21 protein-coding genes are annotated in these 20,842 nt (G+C 71.1%); 12 read left to right on the top strand and 9 right to left on the bottom strand.

Annotated elements, in window-relative coordinates; genetic code table 11:
- Positions 1-60 precede the first annotated feature (60 nt).
- The 3 genes from H4W31_RS31330 to H4W31_RS31320 all read left to right on the top strand — a co-directional run bounded on the left by H4W31_RS31330 (position 61) and on the right by H4W31_RS31320 (position 2,010).
- Complete coding sequence (locus H4W31_RS31330) at positions 61-450, top strand: VOC family protein (protein WP_192769919.1); 390 nt, start codon at positions 61-63, stop codon at positions 448-450.
- On the top strand, positions 426-611 hold the full coding sequence (locus H4W31_RS43265; protein ID WP_225945766.1) for a hypothetical protein: 186 nt from the start codon (positions 426-428) through the stop codon (positions 609-611). The genes H4W31_RS31330 and H4W31_RS43265 overlap by 25 nt, the downstream gene beginning before the upstream one ends.
- A 358-nt stretch (positions 612-969) precedes the next feature.
- The gene (locus H4W31_RS31320) at positions 970-2,010 is read left to right on the top strand and encodes a fatty acid desaturase family protein (RefSeq protein WP_192769918.1); all 1,041 of its coding nucleotides are present in this window, start codon (positions 970-972) and stop codon (positions 2,008-2,010) included.
- A 372-nt stretch (positions 2,011-2,382) separates the two neighbouring features.
- Here the strand turns inward: H4W31_RS31320 and H4W31_RS31315 are convergent, their stop codons facing one another.
- Entirely contained in the window at positions 2,383-3,060 is a 678-nt protein-coding gene (locus H4W31_RS31315) for an NADPH-dependent F420 reductase (protein WP_192769917.1), read from the bottom strand.
- 278 nt (positions 3,061-3,338) lie between these two features.
- Here H4W31_RS31315 and H4W31_RS31310 point away from each other — a divergent pair, with 278 nt between their 5' ends.
- Positions 3,339-4,280, top strand: a complete 942-nt coding sequence (locus H4W31_RS31310; protein ID WP_192769916.1) for an RNA polymerase sigma factor — start codon at positions 3,339-3,341, stop codon at positions 4,278-4,280.
- Between the two features lie 89 nt (positions 4,281-4,369).
- The gene (locus tag H4W31_RS31305; protein ID WP_192769915.1) at positions 4,370-5,254 is read left to right on the top strand and encodes an alpha/beta fold hydrolase; all 885 of its coding nucleotides are present in this window, start codon (positions 4,370-4,372) and stop codon (positions 5,252-5,254) included.
- A gap of 100 nt (positions 5,255-5,354) precedes the next feature.
- Here the strand turns inward: H4W31_RS31305 and H4W31_RS31300 are convergent, their stop codons facing one another.
- Positions 5,355-5,897: an RBBP9/YdeN family alpha/beta hydrolase gene (locus H4W31_RS31300; RefSeq protein WP_192769914.1), complete on the bottom strand. Its 543-nt coding sequence runs from the start codon at positions 5,895-5,897 to the stop codon at positions 5,355-5,357.
- 137 nt (positions 5,898-6,034) lie between these two features.
- Here H4W31_RS31300 and H4W31_RS31295 point away from each other — a divergent pair, with 137 nt between their 5' ends.
- The gene (locus H4W31_RS31295) at positions 6,035-7,042 is read left to right on the top strand and encodes an ATP-binding cassette domain-containing protein (RefSeq protein WP_192769913.1); all 1,008 of its coding nucleotides are present in this window, start codon (positions 6,035-6,037) and stop codon (positions 7,040-7,042) included.
- Positions 7,039-7,830: an ABC transporter permease gene (locus H4W31_RS31290; RefSeq protein ID WP_192769912.1), complete on the top strand. Its 792-nt coding sequence runs from the start codon at positions 7,039-7,041 to the stop codon at positions 7,828-7,830. The genes H4W31_RS31295 and H4W31_RS31290 overlap by 4 nt, the downstream gene beginning before the upstream one ends.
- 61 nt (positions 7,831-7,891) lie before the next feature.
- Here H4W31_RS31290 and H4W31_RS31285 read toward each other — a convergent pair whose 3' ends face one another.
- Both H4W31_RS31285 and H4W31_RS31280 read right to left on the bottom strand, forming a co-directional pair.
- Positions 7,892-11,176, bottom strand: a complete 3,285-nt coding sequence (locus H4W31_RS31285; protein ID WP_192769911.1) for an ATP-binding protein — start codon at positions 11,174-11,176, stop codon at positions 7,892-7,894.
- Positions 11,177-11,404: 228 nt separating this feature from the next.
- Positions 11,405-12,025, bottom strand: coding sequence for a CGNR zinc finger domain-containing protein (locus H4W31_RS31280; protein ID WP_192769910.1), 621 nt, complete (start codon positions 12,023-12,025; stop codon positions 11,405-11,407).
- Positions 12,026-12,115: 90 nt separating this feature from the next.
- Here H4W31_RS31280 and H4W31_RS31275 point away from each other — a divergent pair, with 90 nt between their 5' ends.
- A complete protein-coding gene (locus tag H4W31_RS31275) occupies positions 12,116-13,348 on the top strand; it encodes an MFS transporter (protein WP_192769909.1) in 1,233 nt (410 codons plus the stop codon).
- 110 nt (positions 13,349-13,458) lie between these two features.
- Positions 13,459-14,127, top strand: a complete 669-nt coding sequence (locus H4W31_RS31270; protein ID WP_225947340.1) for a DNA alkylation repair protein — start codon at positions 13,459-13,461, stop codon at positions 14,125-14,127.
- 104 nt (positions 14,128-14,231) lie between these two features.
- On the opposite strand, the gene H4W31_RS31265 is transcribed toward H4W31_RS31270, so the two are convergent.
- Genes H4W31_RS31265 through H4W31_RS31250 form a run of 4 tightly spaced genes read right to left on the bottom strand, consistent with a single transcriptional unit; the run spans position 14,232 to position 17,408 of the window.
- Positions 14,232-15,338, bottom strand: coding sequence for an ABC transporter ATP-binding protein (locus H4W31_RS31265; RefSeq protein ID WP_192769907.1), 1,107 nt, complete (start codon positions 15,336-15,338; stop codon positions 14,232-14,234).
- On the bottom strand, positions 15,335-16,186 hold the full coding sequence (locus H4W31_RS31260) for an ABC transporter permease (RefSeq protein WP_192769906.1): 852 nt from the start codon (positions 16,184-16,186) through the stop codon (positions 15,335-15,337). The genes H4W31_RS31265 and H4W31_RS31260 overlap by 4 nt, the downstream gene beginning before the upstream one ends.
- A 2-nt stretch (positions 16,187-16,188) precedes the next feature.
- Positions 16,189-16,986, bottom strand: coding sequence for a molybdate ABC transporter substrate-binding protein (gene modA / locus H4W31_RS31255; RefSeq protein WP_192769905.1), 798 nt, complete (start codon positions 16,984-16,986; stop codon positions 16,189-16,191).
- Positions 16,983-17,408, bottom strand: coding sequence for a TOBE domain-containing protein (locus H4W31_RS31250; RefSeq protein ID WP_192769904.1), 426 nt, complete (start codon positions 17,406-17,408; stop codon positions 16,983-16,985). The genes modA and H4W31_RS31250 overlap by 4 nt, the downstream gene beginning before the upstream one ends.
- 103 nt (positions 17,409-17,511) lie before the next feature.
- Here H4W31_RS31250 and H4W31_RS31245 point away from each other — a divergent pair, with 103 nt between their 5' ends.
- Positions 17,512-18,579, top strand: coding sequence for a class I SAM-dependent methyltransferase (locus H4W31_RS31245; protein WP_192769903.1), 1,068 nt, complete (start codon positions 17,512-17,514; stop codon positions 18,577-18,579).
- Positions 18,580-18,608: 29 nt separating this feature from the next.
- Here H4W31_RS31245 and H4W31_RS31240 read toward each other — a convergent pair whose 3' ends face one another.
- Positions 18,609-19,019, bottom strand: a complete 411-nt coding sequence (locus tag H4W31_RS31240; RefSeq protein WP_318783509.1) for a winged helix-turn-helix transcriptional regulator — start codon at positions 19,017-19,019, stop codon at positions 18,609-18,611.
- 112 nt (positions 19,020-19,131) lie between these two features.
- Here H4W31_RS31240 and H4W31_RS31235 point away from each other — a divergent pair, with 112 nt between their 5' ends.
- Together H4W31_RS31235 and H4W31_RS31230 are read left to right on the top strand one after the other, a co-directional pair.
- Entirely contained in the window at positions 19,132-19,779 is a 648-nt protein-coding gene (locus tag H4W31_RS31235) for an NADPH-dependent F420 reductase (RefSeq protein ID WP_192769901.1), read from the top strand.
- A 154-nt stretch (positions 19,780-19,933) separates the two neighbouring features.
- Positions 19,934-20,800, top strand: coding sequence for an ABC transporter permease (locus tag H4W31_RS31230; protein ID WP_318783508.1), 867 nt, complete (start codon positions 19,934-19,936; stop codon positions 20,798-20,800).
- Positions 20,801-20,842 lie beyond the last annotated feature (42 nt).

Here is a 20,842-nt window from a genome sequence, read left to right as displayed (position 1 = left end):
CAAGTTTGCGACGGACCGACGCGCCACCTGTCGCCGGTACTGACCCCACCAAGGAGACTCGTGCAGTTCACCGCCTCCACCGTTTCGCTGACCGTCGACGACGTCACCGCCTCCCAGGAGTTCTTCACCACCCACCTGGGCTACACCCTCCAGCAGGCCGCCGACGGGTTTGCGTCGATGACCCGCCCCGATGCGTTCGATATCGTCCTGCTCACCCTCGGCATCGAGGTGTTGCCGCCCGAGCAGCGCGACCAGCACGCCAGCGGCGTGATCCTGGCCTTCACCCTCGCCAGCGGCCTGGAAGAACAGGAGAAGCGGCTGCGCGACGCCGGTGTCGAGATCACCATGCCGCTGCGCCAGGAGCCCTGGGGTGAGCGCCTGTTCCAGGTCACCGACCCCAACGGAGTGATCGTCCAGTTCGTCGAGTGGGCCGCCCCGGACACCGCCTGACATCCGGAAAAGAGGGCCTCCTGCTGCGCAAGCTGGTGTACTACAACGCCACCACCCTCGACGGTTTCATCGCCGGTCCGGACAGCGCCGATCCCGCCGGTCCGGACGGCCCCGCCTTCCTCACCTACAACCGTCCCGCCGAATCCGCCACCGCCGTATAAGGACGTGTACCGAGGACCCCGCTCGCCCCGGTCGGCCAACGACGCACCGGCCACAGCATGAGGTGCCGGAAGGCCGGCCGGGGCTCTCTCCACCGCGAGCGCGCCGCCACGTCGGTGTGACACAGAATCCCGTACTCGCCGCCACGCAGCCGACGATCCGCCCAGCCCGGCCCGGTGGCTGACCATCGATCCCGGCCGGCGGCTGGAGCGGCACAAGGCCACCCGCCCAGGTCGGCACGGCTGCGATCATCAGGTAGAACGTGCCGGGCCAGAGCACCCGATTGGTAGTGCTAGCCTCCGTCAGGGCCCGGACGCTAGCGCTACTGACTTCCGAGGCGTCGGTTGGTTTGATAGGAGTATGACGATCACCATGACGCCGCCGCGGACAACGAGCGGCAGCGACTTCGCCATCCTCTCCCGCCGGATCACCGGCGCGGGGTTGATGCAGCGTCGGCCCGCGTACTACGTGGCACGGCTCAGCGTGGTCTCGCTCATGTTCCTCGGCGGCTGGACCGCCTTCTTCCTCATCGGCTCGTCCTGGTGGCAGCTCGTGACGGCTGTGTACCTCGCCGTCACCTTCACCCAGGTCGCGCTGGTGGCGCACGACCTGGCACACCGCCAGGTGTTCCGCACCAAACGTCCCAGTGGGATCGCCGGACGGATCGCCGGGAACCTCGGCGTCGGGATGAGCTACGGCTGGTGGATGGACAAGCACACCCGTCACCACAACAACCCGAACCACGACGACCTCGACCCGGATGTGGCGCCCGAGGTGCTCATCTGGGCTACGGAGTCGGCCTTCGGCCGGCGTGGGCTGAAAGGCTTCATCACCCGGCACCAGGCCGCGCTGTTCTTCCCGCTGCTTACCCTGCTCGCCATCGACCTGAAGGTGTCGAGCATCAAGGCCCTGCGCAACGGCGTCGTGAAGCGCCGTGGCCTGGAAACCACCCTGCTGGTCCTGCACGCGGTCGGCTACCTGACGGCGCTGCTGATCGTCCTGTCACCGATACAGGCGATCGCCTTCCTGCTGGTCCACCAGGCACTGTTCGGGGTCTATCTCGGCATGACGTTCGCACCCAACCACAAGGGCATGCCGCACCCCACCGGCGACGAGGACTACCTGCGCAAGCAGGTGCTGACTTCTCGTAACGTCCGAGGCGGCTGGCTGACCGACGCGGCGCTGGGCGGCCTGAACTACCAGATCGAGCACCACCTGTTCCCCGGCATGCCGGCCCCGAACCTGCGCAAGGCCCAGCCGATCGTGCAGGCACACTGCGCCGAGATCGGCATCGCGTACGAACAAACCAGTCTTGTCACGTCGTACCGCCAAGCCCTGCAGTACCTGCACGAGGTGGGCGCACCGGCGCGCGCCGAACACGCGAGCCGCCGCAGGGTCTGAGGCCCGGCGTCCCGCACCTCGGCCTCGCCGACGAACCGTCTTCCGAGGCGCGGCTTCGGACCGCGTCCCGAGCCGGGTGTGCCGGGGGACGGAAATTCGCCCGTCGCCGGCACCGCTCACCGGTGCTCGCGTTCCGGGTCACCACCCGGTCTGCCCCGACCGGAGGCGACGGCATTCCCGCAGGCGGTGCGCCAACGGGAATGCCGTCCCAGTACGTCCCGGAGGTCGGGCCGTCAGCGACCTGGTCGGGCCACTCGCGGTGGCCGTACCGGATGATCCGGAGCACACCGGCGACGAGCCACCGGCCGTCGACCGGTGAGCGCCGCAATGGTCACGTCCGACGGGGCTTCGCCGACGGGAAGCGCGTAGCGGTCAGCGCTCGGCCGAGGCGACCAGCGCCTTGATCCGGTCGGCCGGCAGTTCCGCGGCCGTCGACTCCCAGAAGTTCTCCCCCGAGCCGTACGGTCGGCCGTAGGCGGAAGTGCCGGGCTGGAAGCGCCAGCCCTCGGCCAGTGGCCCGGCGTCGACCGTGTCGTACCCGATAGCGTCGAGGAACTCGGTCACCCTGGCCTTGGCCGCCGGGTCGTCACCGGCGATGGCCAGTGCGCTGCGGTCGGGGGCACCGGCCGGCCGGGCCAGATCGGCGAGGTGGCGGAAGAAGATGTTGTTGAAGGCCTTCACCACCTTCGTCGTCGGCAGGTGGCGTTGCAGCAACTCACTGCTGGTGGTCGAGTTGTCGTCCAACTCGGCGAACTGTCCGTCGCGCTCCGGGTAGTAGTTGTTGGTGTCGATGACGACCTTTCCGGCCAGCGGCTCGACCGGCACGCTGCGGTACGCCTTCAGCGGAATGGTCACCACGACCAGATCCCCAGCAGCCGCGGCCTCGGCCGCTGTACCGGCCCGGGCTCGGGGACCCAGCTCGGTCACCAGTTCGGTGAGGCTCTCCGGCCCGCGTGAGTTGCTGAGCACCACGTCGTAGCCGGCGGCCACGGCGAGCCGGGCCACGGTGCCGCCGATGTAGCCGCTGCCGATCAGTCCAATCGTTGTCATACCTCTCCCGAACCACCGCCGTGTCGGCGACATTCCGACAAACGGGCCATCGGGCCGCGATGTGACCGGACCAACCCCGCTCGATACCGCTGGTATGCCCGTTTGCCTGAGCGGGTAACGCTGCACCGTCGCGCCAGCCACGGGCCGGCCGTGCCACATCACACGGGAGACCGGATCTGGAGCCGGACCGGAGAGGCTGGGCGTCGGACCGAACTTTGCGGCCTGCCGTGGCGTCCGGGTAACGGGCGCGGAGTGCGCCCAGGGGGGAGTACGCCACTGTGCCGTCAACGGGCAACTCAGACGCCGAACTGGTCCGGAGCATTCAGTCCGGCGACGTGTCGGGTCTCGGTGCACTGCTGTCCCGGCACGAGGCCGGCATGAAAGCGGTCGCGTACAGCCTCCTCGGATACGGGCCGGACGCGGAGGACGCCGTACAGGACGCCATGCTCACGGCCCTACGCCGGATCGGGGACGTACGGGACCCGGCCGCCGTCGGGAGCTGGCTGCGGATGGTCGTCCGCAACAACTGCCGGTCCCGGCTCCGGGCGACCCGTCCGCTCCTGTTCGGCGAGCCGGCCGCACTCCCGCTGCCGGCGACCGAGCCGAGCCCGGAGGACCTGCTGGAGGACACCGCACTGCGGGACTGGGTCTGGCACGCGGTGGGCGAGTTGTCCGAGCCGGTGCGCCTGGTCACGTTGCTGCGCTACTTCACCGATGTGACGTCGTACGACCAGATCGCGGCACTCTGCGGCATCCCGGTCGGTACGGTGCGCAGCCGCCTGAGCCAGGCCCGCGCGAGGCTCACCGAGGCACTGCGGAACACGACGGAGTTGGCGTACGACGACGCGGCCGAGGTGAACAACGCCTGGCGCCGGGAGGCCGAGGAGATCATCGCCGCCTCCCGGCGCGGTGAGTTCGCCCGCGCTGTCCAGGAGTACTGGTGGCCCGAGGCCGACTTCGTCCTGCCGGACGGGCAGCGGGTCCCCGGTCGGGACTTCCTGGTCCGGGCGATGGAGAAGGACCTCGCGGACGGCGTCAGGCAGCGGATCCGGCACGTCGCGGCCAGCGGGGACGTGATGGTCTGGGAAGCCGACCTGTTCAGCCCGCAGGAGAACCCGGAGCACTGCCCACCCGGTGTGGTCTGGCTGCACCACCTGCGGCAGGGACGGATCCGGCGGCTGCGGCTATTCCACCCGCAACCGGCTCGGCCCACCGGGTGACCGACGACACCGAACTTCTCCCGGCCTGGCCGCGTCTGGTTTCTGACCAGGCATGTTCCGGCCCGGCCAGACGATGGGAGAGATGTGCGATGGGTACCACCGGAGCCACCACGAACGGCCCGCTCGCCGAGGGGACGCACCAGATCGAGTTCGACGGAGTACGGCAGGTCTACCACGTGGCCGGCAACGGGCCGGTCTGCGTGGCACACTCCGGCGGGCCCGGCATCGAGTGGCGGTACCTGCGGATGCCGGCGCTCGAACAACACCTGACCATGGTGTACCTGGAGCCGATCGGTACCGGCGCCTCGGGGCGGCTCGCCGACCGCCGGGAATACCGGCTGGGTACGTACGTCGACTTCCTGCACGCGGTCGTCCGGGCGCTCGGCCTGCCGCAGGTACACCTGCTCGGCCACTCGCACGGCGGGTTCGTCGTCCAGCGGTACGCGTTGACGTACCCCGACCGGGTCGCCGGCCTGGTGCTGTACGACACCTCCCCGGTCACAGGTGCCGATTTCTGGGCCGAGGCGACGGCCGGGGTGGCCGATTTCCCGCGACGGCACCCGGACCGGCCGGAGGCCGCGCAGATCCCGGTGGCGTTCCGGCGGGCGGTCTCCGCCACCGACGACGAGTCGATGACCGTGGCGCTGCGCCAGATGTTGCCGCTGTACTTCGCCGACTACTGGGCTGACGAGCGGCGGTTCGCTCCACTGGTCACCTCCGTACGCGGCTGGGCCGACCCACAGCGCGGGGAGGAACCGACGCCGTTCGACGTACGGGCCCGGCTGGGCGAGATCAGCGCGCCCACCCTGGTCCTCGTCGGGGCGTACGACTTCATCTGCGGGCCTCGCTGGGCGAAGCTGCTGTACGAGGGCATTCCCGGTTCCCGGTTGACGGAGCTGTCGGAGAGCGGGCACTTCGGCCACCTCGAGCAGCCGGAACTGTTCCGCCGGGCGGTGGTCGAATTCGTCGGCTAGGACAGAGTCCGTCGGCTGGGGGAGTGCGTCGGCTGGGACGGGTCCGCGGCAGCCGTTTGGTCCACATGCCCGGGTGGAAGCCCCCGGGCCCGAAGCGCGGCTACCGTGCGGCGAGGGACTCGACCAGACGCTCGCCTTCCGGCCAGGGGCCGTACCCGCTGGCGCTGTCGAGGTGCCCGACGTTACCGGCGTCGAAAAGCTCGGCGCCCCAGTCCCGGGCGTACTGCTGGAACTGCGCGAAGGTGGCGTACGTGTCGGTACGGCTGGCAACCAGGATCGAGGGGAACGGCAGCGGCCGACGCGGAATCTCGTCGACGACGTCGTCGTCGGGCTCGCCCGGACCAGGTGTCCAGTCCGGGTCGAGATAGGGCGGGGTTACCAGCAGAGCGGCGCGGACCGGACCGACGTGCCGGCTCGCCCAGGATGCGACAGTGAGACAACCTGCGCTGTGTGCGATGAGAATCGCGGGCTCGTCGTCGGCGCCGAGTGCCTCGTGCAGCGCGGCCACCCGTTCGGTGGCGATATACGGTGGCCCCGGCGGCTCGGGTGCCCATCGATAGTCCGGATGCGACTCGACCCACAGCCGGGACCAGTGCCCCGCAAGCGGTATGCCGCGCCCCGGCACGAGAAGACACCGCGTCATGTCGTAATCCTATTGGTCCGCGCGGCCAGTGGCTTCCTACCGTCGGCCGGGAGCGGTGCAGTTCGGTTCAGGCCGGTCGGGGGCGCGGAAACCACGGTGAAACCGCCGCGATCCGGCCCGGCGGCACTGTGCTGGGCATGACGAACTTACCGGCCGAGCCGGCGATCGCGGTTACCGAACTACGCAGGTCGTACGGCAACCAGGTGGTGCTCGACGGCATCGACCTGTACGTACCCGAGGGCACCATCTTCTCGTTGCTCGGCCCCAACGGGGCTGGCAAGACCACCATGGTCCAGATCCTGTCGACCCTCATCCGTGCCGACGCGGGTGAGGTCCGTATCTGCGGTCACGACGTGGCCCGTGATCCCGATCGGGTACGCGCGGCGATCGGCGTCACCGGCCAGTTCTCCGCGGTGGACAACTTTCTCACCGGCGAGGAGAACCTGTTGCTGATGGCCGACCTGCACCATCTGGGCCGGGTCGAGCGGCGGCGACGCACGGCGAATCTGCTGGACCGGTTCGACCTCGGGCCGGCGGCGAAGAAGCCGGCCGCGGCGTACTCGGGCGGCATGCGCCGTCGGCTCGACCTCGCCATGGGCCTCATCGGCGATCCCCGGGTGATCTTCCTCGACGAGCCGACCGCCGGGCTGGACCCGCGCAGCCGACGCGACATGTGGCAGATCGTCCGGGACCTGGTCGCCCGGGGCGTGACGATCTTTCTCACCACCCAGTACCTCGAGGAGGCGGACCAGCTCGCCGACCGGGTCGCCCTGCTCGACCACGGCCGGCTCGTCGCCCAGGGCACCCCGGCCGAACTCAAGCGGCGGGTGCCGGGCGGCCATGTCGAGCTGCGGTTCGCCGACGATCGGGCCCTGACCGCAGCGGCCGCGATCCTGAACGTCGCGCCGGACCCGGCCAGTGAGTCACTGGTCCTGCGGGTACCCGGCGACGGCGGGGTCCGCTCGCTCAAGGCCCTGCTCGACCGCCTCGACGCAAGCGCGGTCGAGGTGGACGGGCTGACCGTTCACACCCCCGACCTCGACGACGTGTTCTTCGCCGTCACCGGCCAGCCCGCCTCGGCGGCCGCCGCTCCCGCTTCGGCAACCGTTTCCGCTTCCGACTCAGCGAAGGTGACCGCACGATGACCACGATGACCCTGGCGGTCCGCGACTCGGCCACGATGCTGCGCCGCCAGCTGCGGCACATGTCGCGCAACCTGTCCGTGCTGCTGATGCTGCTCGCCGTGCCGATCATCTTCCTGCTGCTGTTCGTCTACGTGCTCGGCGGCACGCTCGGCGATGGTCTCGGCGGCGGGTCAGGCGGTCGCGGCGCCTACGTCAACTACGTCACGCCCGGCATCCTGCTGATCACCATCGCCAGTGCCGTCCAGGGCACCGCGATGTCGGTGGCGATGGACATGGCGGAGGGCATCATCGCGCGGTTCCGGACCATGGCGATCGCGCGGGTGTCGGTCCTGACCGGGCACGTGCTGGGCAGCGTGCTGCAGACCCTGCTCCAGCTCGCCGCCGTCCTCGGCGTGGCCGTGCTCGTCGGCTTCCGGCCCGACAGCACCGCGATCGAGTGGCTGGCGGTCGTCGGGGTCCTCACCGCGACGACGTTCGGCCTCGTGTGGCTGACCGTGGCGATGGGTCTGGCGACGAAGACGGTCGAGGCGGCAAGCAACCTGCCGATGCCCCTGATGCTGCTGCCCTTCTTCGGCAGCGGGTTCGTGCCCACCGACTCGTTGCCGGTCGGGCTGCGGTGGTTCGCCGAGTACCAGCCGTTCACCCCGATCATGGAGACGCTGCGCGGCCTGCTCCTCGGCACGCCGATCGGCAACAGCGGCGTGATCGCGCTCGGCTGGTGTGCCGTGATCGCGCTGGCCGGGTACGTGTGGGCGAGGTGGCTCTACAACCGCGACCGCAGCCGCTGATCGCTCCGCACGGTCGCGCCCGGCGGTCTGCCGGGCCCGAGCTTCATCGCCGGGCCCGGCTTCACCCGGCCGGGACGACGTCGGCGCCGGGCCTGGCGACGCACGGCCGGGCCTCGGCGACGGGCAGGCGCCGGTGCGCGATCGTCTCCGTACCGACCGGGCGCTCGCGCAGCAGGTCCAGCGCCGCCGCGCGGATCCCGGCCTGGTCCAGGTCGGCGTAGGACGACACCGCCTCGACGTACGCCGACCGGTCGGCCTGCTCGGCGTCCGCCCGGGCCGACGCCGCGGACATCGTCGGCTGGAAGTTGCGCAGGAACCGGAACCGCTCGGCCAGCGCGATCATCCGGGCCGCCGACCGGGCGAGGGCCGGATCGCCGGTCTGCCGGGCACACGCGACGTCCGCTACCGCCATCGCCAGCAGCAGGGTGCCGCAGATCGCCTGCTCGACCATGTACGGCGGCGGGTTGACCAGCGGATGGGTCAGCAGATGCGTCAGGCGTTCGGGCAGCGCGTCGGCGATGTCGGCGATGAGGTCGAGCCGGCCGTACCGGGCGTGCGCGATGACGGCCACCGACCGTGCCTCCGCCACCCAGGGGTACAGGTCGAGCGGGACGCCGGTGGAGGTGATGGCGCCGGCGTCGCGGACCTGGTCGGCCACGTGGCGCCACAGCCGCAGGCCGGCCTGCACCTCGCCACGGGCAAGCAGTACCTCGCCCCGGATGCCCAGGTCGTAGCCGACCGCCTTGACCTCGTCCTCGTCGAGCACGATCTGGGTCAGACCTTCCAACCACCGCTCGGCTTCGACGCTGTCACCGATCTGCAGATTGGCCAGTACGAGCCACGACCGGACACCGATAGCGTCGGCCTGGGCACCGAGGCGCTGGAGCACCGGCAGCGCCGCGATCAACTGGTCGCGGGCCTTCGCGCCCTGCTCCAGTTGCAGGCAGAGCTCGGCGACCCGGCAGTGGCCGAGCGAGCGCGGCCACGGTAGCTCCCGGTCGGTGAAGAGGTTGAGCGCCTGCCGGGCCGCCTTCAACGCCGCGTCGAGATCGCCGACGGTCTCCCAGTGGTAGCTGGCGAGCATGTTCGCGGTGCCGGCCAGCAGTGGCTCGGTGCTGTCACACAGCCGTTGCAGCTTCACCGGGTCGCCCAGGGCGCCGATCGCCCAGCCGACCGCCCTGCTCAGGGTGTCCGGCCGGGCCAGGCCGAGCCGGCGCAGCGCGACGACCGCCCGCATCGGCCGTGGCCCCTCGGTGCCGAACGTGTACGCCACGGCCAGGGTCAGGGCGGTCCGGGTCATCTCGACGAAGGCCGGCTCGGGCCGGTAGTGCGACAGCGGCCAGGAGGTCTGTCGGATCAGCGCCGTGAGCCGCGGATGGTTGGACTTGATGTTCCATATGCCGCCGAGGACCGCGGCGATCGCCGCGACGGTGGGCCGGTCGTCGCCGCGGAGGGCGTGCCGGAGAGCCTGGAGCAGATTCTCCTGCTCCACCTGCACCGCGCTGGCCGTGTCGTAGGGGTCGGGGCCGAACAGGTTCGCATGGTTGGCCACGCCGAACGCCCGTGCCCACCCCAGGAACGCCGCCGTCACCTCGTCGGCTTCGCCCGCCGCCGCCAGGCGTGCGGCGCTGAACTCCCGGACCGTCTCGAGCATCCGCAGCCGGGTGCCCGCCGGGGTGTCGAACACCTTGACCAGCGAGTGGTCGACCAGGTGCTCGAGCACCATGAGCACGTCCATCTCGCGGGTGGCCGCAGGCAACGCCTCGAGCAGCAACCGTGCGGCGTCGGCGGTGAACCCGTCGGTGAACACCGACAGCGCCCGCATCGCCGCCTGGCCGGCCGGATCCAGCAGGTTCCAGCTCCAGTCGACGACCGCGTGCAGCGTGTGGTGGCGCTGCGGCGCGTCCCGGGCACCGCCACGCAACAGGCTGAACCGGTCGTCGAGCCGCCGGGCGAGTTCCGCCACAGACATGATCCGTACCCGCGCGGCGGCCAGTTCGACCGCGAGCGGCAGCCCGTCGAGGTGGCGGCACAGCTCCTCCACGGCGGCCGTGGGCAGGTCGACGCCCGGCCGCGCGGCCCGGGCCCGCTGCCCGAACAGCTCGACACTCATCGACAGGCTCAGCTCCGGCAGTTGGTAGACCGACTCCGACGACAGTCCCAGCGGCATCCGGCTGGTGGTGAGGATCCGCAGCTCGGCGGTCATCGACACCAGGGTGCGGACCAGGTCGGCGGCGCTGGCGACGACGTGCTCGCAGTTGTCGAGCACCAGCAGGGACGGGCCGCCGGCGAGCGCGGCCGCGATGGCGATGGCGACGTCACCGGTGCCGGTGACGTGTCCGATCGCGCCCGGTGTCCGGTGCTCGCCCACACCGAGGGCGGTCGCCACCTCGCGGGCCACGTCGTCGGCGGCGACGATGCCGGCCAGCGGCACGACGGTGACCGTCGGCACCTCGGCGCGGCGGGCGACGACGTTGGCGAACCGGGTCTTGCCGAGGCCGCCCGGCCCGACGATCGAGGTCACCCGGGAGGTACGCAGCAGTGCCTCCACCGCCGCGACGTCATCGTCCCGGCCGAGCAGCGGGTTGGGCTCGTGCACGACACCGTGCCGGACCGTGGGCAGCACGCCCTGGAGCAGCCGCTGGTGCTCGGCCCGCAACGCCGCGCCGGGATCGGTGCCGAGCTCATCGCGCAGCGCATGCCGGTAGGCGTCGTAGCGGGCCAGCGCCGTGGCCGGGCCGACCGTCGCTGCTTCGCAGCGCAGCAGCTCGACCAGTACCTCCTCGTCGCGCGGCCGCTCGGCGGCCAGCTTGGCCAGCCGTTCCACCGCCTCGGCGGGCCGGTCGAGCCGGGCGAGGGCGAGCGCGCGGGCACGTACCAGGGTGCGGTAGGTGGCCCGTCGCTCCGCCCGCAGTGCCGTCACCGGGCCGTCGGCGCTGTCGGCGGGGCCGGGCTCGGTGCCATCCCACAGGGCCAGGCCGGCGTCGGCGTGCGAGAGCGCGGCGGCGTGGTCGCCGGCTCGCGAGCACCGGGCGCCCGCCGCAGCCCGGATCAGCACCGCCGAGCTGTCGACCTGGTCCTCGGTCAGCGTCAGCCGGTAGCCGGTCGGGGTCCGGAGGATGACCTCGGCGCCGAGCTGGGACCGCGCCCGGGAGACGAGGATCTGCAGGGCCTTGGGCGGGTTCTCCGGCTGCTCGTCCGGCCACAGCCCCTCGACCAGCCGCCCGGTGCCGCAGCCGGTACGCAGGTCACCGGCGAGCAGGGCGATGAGACCTCGCAGCCGTGGACCCGCGATCTCCCGGCCACGGAAGGACACCCGTGACAGCAGGAGGAGATCGGGGCTCACGACATCAGGGTATCGATCCCGGCCGGCACCGCGACCAGCGGAAGCGCCGGACGGCGAGGAGGAGGACGATTGCCCCAGCCGTGCCTGGGTGGACAGCCATGATCCATACTTGGCCCCGAATAGCGTAACGCCGCTTCCGGCAAGCTGTTCCTTGTCTCAGAGGGCCTTCCCTGAACCTGGGCCACTCGGTTCAGAACGCGGCAACGCTCGTGATCGGACCCTGGGCGTTCATCGCGTCGCCCGCGTGCGGCGGACAGCGACGTAGCGCCGGATCTTCTCGGCGGTGCCGCAGTCGTCCATGCTGCACCAGCGGCGACTGCGGTTCTTGCTCTCGTCGTTGAAGAGGAAGCGACAGCCTCCACAGCCCTTGATCCGGTCCAGCGCGCCCGTGGTGAGGAGCTGCACCGCCGCGTGCACCACCGGCCGTAGCGGCCGGGCGAGCGTGTGGTCGTTCCGCCAGGCCCAGGCGAACGTGCTCCCGGGCTCGAGCTGTGCGTGGCCGAGCGCGTCCGCCTCGTCGTCCCGCAGCCGGGCCAGGTCGGCGGTGTTCGGATCCCGGCCGGCGGTCAGCGGCCGAAATATTTCGTCGAGGTAGTCGCGGGTGCGCAGCGCTCGCGCCAGGGCAGCGTGGGCGCCGCCCGGATCGTCGCGCGAGAGTCGGCGCAACGCTGCGGCCTCCGCCTCGGTGAGGGCGCCCGCGTACACGCCCCAGGCGACCAGCTCGGGATAGCTGGTGAGTGTGTCGTCGTCCGGGGTGCCGACGGGTGGGCCACTACGGGTGTTGACGAAGTCCAGGGCGAGATCGCCGCCCACCAGGCGAAACCGCGTGACGTCCTCGACTGTTTCCATCGAAACCGATTTTACCAGTTGCAGGGTGTCGAACGCCCTGGTTAGCCTGTTGCCGCCGTATCTAGTTTAGATGGAAACAGTGGAGGGCACATGGAGCGCAGACGAGCAGTGGGGGCGCTGGTCGGCCTGTCCGGCGGGACGTTCCTCTACACCACCGCCGAGGCGCTGCCGATCGGGCTGCTCCTCCCGATGGCCACGGATCTGGCCGTCTCGCCGTCGCAGGTGGGCATGCTCGTCACCGCGTACGGTGCGGTGGTCGTCGTCGCCTCGATTCCGTTGACGGCGCTGGCCAGGAGAGTCCCGCGCCGACGACTGTTGTCGGCGCTCCTGGCCGGCTTCGTCGTCAGCACCGCGATCACGGTGTTCGCGGACACGTTCGCGCTATTGCTGGCGGCCAGGATGGCGACCGCGGCGACTCATGCGTTGTTCTGGGCGGTAGTGGTGCCGGCCGCGGCCGAGCTGTTCCGACCCGGACTACGCGGGCGGGTGGTCGCGATCGTGTTCGCCGGCGGCAACGTCGCGCTGATTCTGGGCGTGCCGGCCGGCACCTGGCTGGGCGAGCGCGGCGGCTGGCGGCTGCCCTTCCTGGCGGTGGCCGGGCTCGGCGCGATCGTGTTCGTCGTGGTGGCCTCGCTGCTGCCCCCGACGCGGCCGGACCAGGGACATGCCGTCCGGGGTGCGACCCCTGACGTCCGCCGATTCTGGCTGCTGGTCGCCGTGGCCGTCCTGGCGACCGCCGGCGCGATCGCCGCGTACACCTATGTCGCGCTCTTCGTCACCGAGATCAGCGGATTCCCGGCCTCGGCGGTCGGGGCCATCCTGCTGGCGCGCGGTGTTGCCAGCCTGCTCGGGATCCTCGCCCTCGGAGCGGTGGTCGACCGCAGCCCCTGGCTCGCCCTGGTCGCGACCGTCGCGTTGCAGTCGGTGGCCCTGCTCGGGCTGTACGCGTTCGGCCACCGGCCGGCGGTGGCCGTCGGCCTGCTCGCCCTGGCCGGACTGGCGTTCGCGGCGTTCACCGCGTCGCTCGGCGGCCTCGTGCTCCAGGTGGCGCCCGGGCGCTCGGACCTCGCCGCTGCCACGGTCTCCGCCGCCGTCAACCTCGGCATCACCGGCGGCGCCCTGGTCGGCAGCCTCGCGCTGCCGAGCCACGGTGTACGCAGCACGGTACTGATCGGCGCCCTGCTCGGCTTCATCGCACTGGCGATGGCGCTCGGCGAACGACGTCTCCCGTCCGCCGCCGCCGACGCGCAGGAAGGGCAGCACGGCGACAGCCCATCCGGTACGCCCCAGGGCTCCACCCCGGTCCGAGTGTCGGCCGGGTAGCTCGGTGTACGACAGGAGGCGACTTCCGTCGTAGGCTGAGTGCCGCGCAGGAGGGGCAGGAGGCTGAGGTGGCCGAGGCGACGCTGACCGGTACGACGGTGGCCGAGGTGATGGCCGAGCTGGCCGCGCTCGAGGACCCGAGGGCACGTGAGGTCAACGAGAGACACGGTGACGATCACGGTGTGAACCTCAGCAAGCTGCGCGCACTCGCGAAGCGGCTGAAGACGCGGCAGGAACTCGCCGGTCAGCTCTGGGAGACGGATGACACCGCGGCGAGACTGCTGGCGCTCCTGATCTGCCGCCCGAAGGCGTTCGCGCGGGACGAGTTGGACGTCATGCTGCGCGAGGCGCACAAGCCCAAGGTGCACGACTGGCTCGTGAACTACGTGGTGAAGAAGAACCCGCACTCCGAAGAACTGCGTCTGGCCTGGTTCGCCGATCCGGATCCGGTGGTAGCGAGTGCCGGCTGGGCGTTGACCACCGAACGTGTGACGAAGAAGCCCGAGGGCCTCGACCTCCCAGGACTGCTCGACGTCATCGAGGCGCAGATGCGGGACGCCCCGGATCGCCTGCAGTGGGCGATGAACCACTGCCTGGCCCAGATCGGGATCGACCACGCCGAGCACCGCGCCCGTGCGGTCGGCATCGGCGAGCGCCTGGCGGTACTCAAGGACTACCCGACCTCCCCGGGCTGTACGTCCCCGTACGCGCCCAGCTGGATCGGCGAGATGGTACGCCGGCAGCACGATCCGTCGCGGGGTGGTTCGGCACTTGCATGATCCTGCGAGGGCCACGTACGACGTCGCCCTTGCACCTCAAGGACGGCTGAGGCCCGCTCGCCGGTCGTCGGATTGATCGCGCGGGGGACAGCGTCCCCGTACCGTCAGGTGGTTGCCGCTGGATAGGCGCGGGTCTCGGCGGCCTTGACCGCCGGCCAGAGCGGCTGCCCCGGGGTGAGGTGCAGGTGCGCGGCGGCGGCCGGGGTGATGTCGGCGGCGACGTCGATCGGGCCGGTGAGTTGGATTCGTAGGTTGTCGCCGTGGCGTTGGATGCCGGTGATGGTGGCCGGCCAGGTGTTGCGTGGGCTGCCGTCGGGGCGGTGTGGGTGCAGGGCGACGGCGGACGGTGGGAACGCGACGAAGACCTCGCCAGCGTGCTGCTCGGCGGTGGTGAGGGAGAAGTCGGCGCCGATCCGTACGGTGTGCCCGTCCGCGTGGCCCCGGTAGAGGTTGAGTCCGACGAGCCGGGCGACGTAGTCGGTCCGGGGTCGTGCGGTGATGGTGGTGGCGTCGCCTTCCTGTACGACGTGGCCGTCTTCGACGATGACGAGCCGGTCGGCGAGGACGAGGGCGTCGAGTGGGTCGTGGGTTACCAGCAGGGTGGCGCCGGGGTGTTCGGTGAGATGGTGCTGTAGTCCGGCGCGGGTGTCGAGGCGGGTGCGGGCGTCGAGTGCCGCGAGTGGTTCGTCGAGGAGCAGCAGTGCCGGGTTGACGGCAAGGGCGCGGGCGAGTGCGACCCGTTGGGCCTGCCCGCCCGAGAGTTGCCGTGGTTTCCGTCGGGACTGCGCGGCGAGATCCATCCGGTCGAGCCACTCCCCGGCACGTTGGCGCGCCTGCCGCCGGTCGAGTCCGTGCCGGCGCAGGCCGAACGCGACGTTGTCCAGCGCGCTCAGGTGTGGGAAGAGCAGGTAGTCCTGGAAGACGACGCCGATCGGGCGACGTTCGGTGGGGGTCCAGCGCCGGTTGTCCGGCCGGTCGAGGTCCTGACCGCCGAGGGTGATGTGCCCGGTGGACAGTGGGGTCAGGCCGGCGAGGGTACGCAGTGCGGTGGTCTTGCCGGCACCGTTGGGTCCGAGGAGTGCGACGACCTCGCCGGCGCGGATCCGCAGCGCGATGTCCAGCCGGAACGTGCCGAGGTCGACGACCAGGCGCGCGTCGAGTACCGGCGTACCGGCCTCGGGTTCGGCTCCGACGACGCTGACGGCGGTCATGGGCTGGTGATCCAGCGGTCGCGGAGGCTGGCGAGGATGACCACGGAGACGGTGAGCAGGATCAGGCTGAGCACGATCGCGGCTTCCAGGTCGGTTTCCAGCGCGAGGTAGACGGCGAGTGGCATGGTCTGGGTACGGCCGGGGAAGTTGCCGGCGAAGGTGATGGTGGCGCCGAATTCGCCGAGTGCCCGCGCCCAGCACAGTACGGCTCCGGCGGCGATGCCGGGCGCGACCAGTGGCAGTGTGACGTGGGTGAAGGTGGTCCACCGGCCGGAGCCGAGGGTGGCGGCGGCCTCCTCGTAACGGGTGTCGGCCCCCCGGAGTGCTCCCTCGACGGCGATGATCAGGAACGGCATCGCGACGAACGCCTCCGCGAGCACGACACCGGTGGTGGTGAACGGCAGCGTGACCCCGAAGGTCGAGTCGAGCCAGGAGCCGAGCAGTCCCCGGCGGCCGAAGACCAGCAGCAGGGCCACGCCGCCGACGACGGGCGGCAGCACCAGTGGGACGGTGACCAGGGCGCGGACGACGCGTCGGCCGGGGAACTCGACACGGGCGAGCAGCCACGCCAGCGGTACGCCGAGGACGAGGCAGAGCAGTGTGGCGAGGGTGGCGGTCAGCAGCGACAGCCGCAGCGCGGTGAGTACGCCCGGCTCGGCGAGCCGTTGTGGCAGCGTCGTCCACGGCGCGCGTACCAGCAGTCCGACCAGTGGCAGGATCAGGAACAGCAGCCCGAGCGAGGCGGGAACGAGCAGCGCGACCGGAATCCGGCCGGTACGCCGACGCCGGTACGGCGACCTGGCCCCGTCCCGCCGGGGCGCCGCACCGGCGTCGTCGAGGAGCGACACCGTTACGGGGCCTGGAAGCCGGCCGCCGTGAGCACGCTCTTGCCGGTGTCGGAGAGCACGTAGGCGATGAACGCCTGTGCGGCGGTCTTGTTGGGGGCGTCCTTCAGCACGATGATCGGGTAGTCGTTGATCGCGCCGGCCGACTCGGGGAACTCGATCCCGTCGACGTCGGCGGTGGCGGCTTTCGCGTCGGTGCGGTAGACCAGCGACGCGTCGACCTCGCCCAGCTTCACCTTCGACAGGGCGGCCTTGACGTCCTGTTCGAGGGTGACCGGGGTGAGTTTCACCCTGGCGGCGTCGAGGGCCTTCTTCGCCGCTGCTCCGCACGGGACCTGCTCGGCGCAGAGCGCGACCTTGGCGTCCGGCTTGGTCAGGTCGCTCAGCCCGGTCACGCCGTTCGGGTTGCCTTTCGGTACGGCGATGACGAGCTGGTTCTTTACGAACGTCGTCGGCGTGCCGTCCCCGTTGCCGGCGTCGGTGACGACCTTCATGTTCGTCGGAGCGGCGGAGGCGAAGACGTCCGCCGGGGCGCCCTGGTTGATCTGGGTCGCCAACGCCGAACTGCCGGCGAAGCTGAACGTGACCTTCACCCCGGGGTTCGCCGCCTCGAAGTCCTTGCCGATGGTGGTGAACGACTCGGTCAGCGACGCCGCCGCGAACACCGTCACCGTCCTGGAAACGCCGGGACTGCTGTTTCCTGAGCCCGGCTCGGCCGTGTCGTCACCACCGCAGCCGGACAGTGCCACGACCGCGAGCCCGGTGAGTACGGCCAGAGTAGTGCGGAATCGTCGTACGCTCACGAACTGTTCCTCCCTCTGCTAGCGGCGGTCACCGTGGACTTCTCCACCATGACGTTGGTCGACTTGATCACCGCCACCGCGACCGACCCGACCTCCAGGCCGAGTTCGTCGACGGCTTCCCGGCTCATCAGCGACACCAGCCGGAACGGCCCGGCCTGGATGTCCACCTGTGCCATCACCGTGTCCTTGACCACGGCGGTGACGATGCCCCGCAGCCGGTTACGCGCAGACGACTCCTCCGCACGGTCCTCCGGCTCGCCGGCCTGGGCCTGGACGAATGCGGCGAGATCAACCCCGTCGATCACCCGGTGCCCGTGCTCGTCCCGACCGGCGGGGAGACGCCCGGCATCGACCCAACGCCGCACCGTGTCCACGCTGACCCCGAGCAGTTCGCCGGCCTCACCGATCCGAAACATCGTCACGCGGCCACGGTAGCCGGCCGCAACTGCTATCTAAAACTGGCCGAACAGCCAGCGTCCGCAGCAGGAAGTAGCCGTCATCCTCCGGCACATGCATGATGGACCGATGGCTGGTGAACCGGTGCCGCTATCGGCATGGCAGACCCTGACCGTCGAGCAGAGCCGCAGGTGGACCGAGGTCCTCGACCACCTCGCCGCCGCACTTCCACCGGGTGCCGTCACCGTCGTCGTCGACGGCGGCAGCCCGCACTCGGGCGTCGTCGCCGACCGCCTCGCCGACACCCTGCACGCCGTCGGTCGCCCCTGCGCCCGCCTCGGCGACAGCACGCCGCTCGCCGACGAGGACACCTGGCACATCGACCGGACCCCGGACACCGTCGCCGTCGCCGACGGACCACGGTGGCGTGCCCACCCGTCCGCCGGCAAGTGGGACGTGGTCATCTGGCTACGCACCCCACCCGCCGGCCCCACCGCGCACGGCGACCACGGGCACGGGTGTGACGTCGTCATCGACCTGCACGACCCCGGCTGGCCCGTGATCCGGCAACTCGCCGACCGGCTCGCCCCCCGGGAACGCTGGTACATCAGCGAGTCCCGCGCCTTCTTCGCGATCCGGGCCGCGACCTGGGACACCAGGTTCGGCGACGACCTGCCCGCGTACGCCGGTGCCGTCACCGAGGCGCGAATACCGTCCGGCGGGGTGGCCGTCGACGTCGGCTGCGGCACCGGCCGTGCCCTGCCCGCTCTCCGGCACGCCGTCGGTCCGCACGGCACCGTGATCGGCCTCGACCTCACCCCGCAGATGCTCACCGCCGCCAGGGGGCACAGCCGGGACGCGTCGGCGACCCTGATCGTCGGCGACGCCCGACACCTTCCCTTCGGGGACGCCGCCGTCGACGTGATCTTCGCCGCCGGTCTGCTCACCCACCTACCCGACCCCGAGGCCGGGCTGCGCGAACTCGCCCGGATCACCCGACCCGGCGGCCGTCTCGTGATCTTCCACCCCTCCGGCCGCGCCGCGCTCGCCGCCCGGCACGGTCGTACCCTGCACCCCGACGAACCTCTCGCCGAGGCCCCGCTGCGTCGGCTGACCGACCACGCGGGCTGGCGGCTCACCGGCTACGACGACCCGGCACACCGGTTCCTCGCCACCGGCACCCGGCAACCCGGCTAGCAGCGGCGTGCGACGGCCAGCGGCTCCTCTCAGCGGGGCCGACGGGAGGCTCGGGAGCGCCTGGACGTCTCCCGCGTACCGAACCGTTCCTGGGCCTCGAGGACGGCGTCGGCGTACCGGGTGGCCCAGGCAGCCATCACCCGCATCGGTTCCACCAGTGCGCTGCCCGCGTCCGTGAGCACGTAGTCCACCCGCGGTGGCGCCTCCTGATAGGGCCGGCGTTCCACCAGGCCGTTGTACTCCAGACGCCGCAGCGCGTCGTTGAGGACCTTGGGACTGATCCCGCCGATCCGGGTGAGGAGCACCGCCGGACGGGTTGGCCCGTAGGCGGCGATCGTGAACACCACGACGCTGTCCCAACGGTTGCCGAGCACCTCGAACGCCACCCGGGCGCGGCAGTCCGAGGTGTAGTCGTCGAGTCGATCCGCGAGACCATCCACGGCGCCCATCCTGCCCCAGGTATCGCAGACCGTTTGGTCTGCATCGACCTGCCTACCGTCTGCGGAGCGGCGTGTACCGAGCCGCCGTGAAGAGACGAACGGAGCGGGACAGATGAGGATCGGCATACTCGGAACGGGCGGGATGGCGGCGGCGCTCGGCGGTGCATGGGCCGCAGCCGGGCACGACGTGGTGATCGGCGGCCGGAGTCGGGAACGCGCGGAGCGGACCGCCGAACGCATCGGCGCCGTGGGGCACGGCGGCCTCGAGGAGGCGGCGCGGCACGGTGAGGCGGTCCTCGTCGCGGTTCCGGCGGCAGCGGCGCCGCACCTGGTGGGCGGGCTGGCCGGCAGCCTGATCGGGCGAACGGTGATCGACTGCACCAATCCCCTCGTACCGACCGCCGAGGGGCCGGTGCTCGACACCGGTGACACCGGATCGGTGGCCCGGCGGTTGGCGGCCGCCGGCCCGGGTGCGTACGTGGTCAAGGCGTTCAACCTCTGCCACGTCAGTATCTGGACGCTGCGTTCCCCGACGTTCGAGAACGTGCCACTGGCCGTGCCCTTCTGCACCGACCATCCCACGGCGGCCGCCACGACGGCGACTCTGATCAGTTCGATCGGCTGTACGCCGGCGCCCTGCGGCGGGCTGGCGCGGGCGGCGTACCTGGAGGCGACGGCGGCGTTGGTGATCGGGCTGTGGTGGGCGGGCGGGCAGCCGCGCGCCGCGTTCCCGTCCCCGGGGGAGGCGCTACGTCCCTGAACCTGTCGGGTACGGCCGGTCCGAAGACCTGAGCGCCTCAGCGGGGTTTCGATGGTGAGAGGCTTGCGAATCTCCCACTTAGACGATAGGAATTAGAGGGTATCGCCAGTGCTGCGCCTACCGGCCATCGCCAGACGACCCCAGGAGCGACCCCGTGACCGTTGTTCCGACCGTGCGCCCGGCGGAGGAGACGCTCCTGCGCCGCCCGCCCTCCACTGTGGCCGACCGGAGGATGCGATCCGGGCGTGGGCGTAGGCTCGCCCTGCGTGTGGCGGCGATCGGCGCCCTGCTGCTGCTGTGGCAACTGGCCGCGGTCCTCACCCAGAATCCGACGTTCATCCCGGCACCGAACGCGGTGTGGGACCGGCTGATCGAGACCTCCACCACCCACGACGGCGCCCGTGGCTACAGCGGCCACTACCTGATCGAGCACCTCGGGGTCAGCCTGCGGCGGATCCTCATCGGATCGGTGGTCGGCGTGGTGGCCGGGCTCGTCGTCGGCGTGGTCATGGGCACCGTCGGCTGGGTCCGGGTGGTCACCGAGCCGGTGGTCACGTTCGTCCGCGCGCTGCCCCCGCTGGCCTACTTCAGCTTGTTCGTCATCTGGTTCGGCATCGACGAGACGCCGAAGTTGTGGCTGCTCTCCATCGCGGCGCTGCCGCCGGTCGCCGTCGCGACCGCATCGGCCGTGTACGGCGCACCCTCGGCGCTGGTCGAGGCGGTGCGCGCACTGGGTGCCGGCCGATGGGAGGTGATCCGCGACGTGGTACTGCCGAACGCCCTTCCGGAGATCTTCACCGGTGTCCGGCTGGCGGTCGGCATCGCCTACTCCTCGGTGGTCGCAGCCGAGACCATCAACGGGGTGCCCGGCATCGGGGGCATGGTCCGGGATGCCCAGCGGTATTCCCAGACCGACACCGTGGTGCTCGGCCTCCTCGCCATCGGACTGTCCGGCCTGCTCATCGACGCGCTGTTGCGGGGGGCGGAGAACCGGCTCATTCCCTGGCGTGGCCGGGGCTGAGCGCCAGCGAGTCCGACGATCCCGACGCCCCGACGCCCGACG

It is taken from the genome of Plantactinospora soyae (genome assembly GCF_014874095.1).
Lineage (GTDB): Bacteria > Actinomycetota > Actinomycetes > Mycobacteriales > Micromonosporaceae > Plantactinospora > Plantactinospora soyae.
This window is presented reverse-complemented; position numbering and strand designations above follow the sequence as displayed.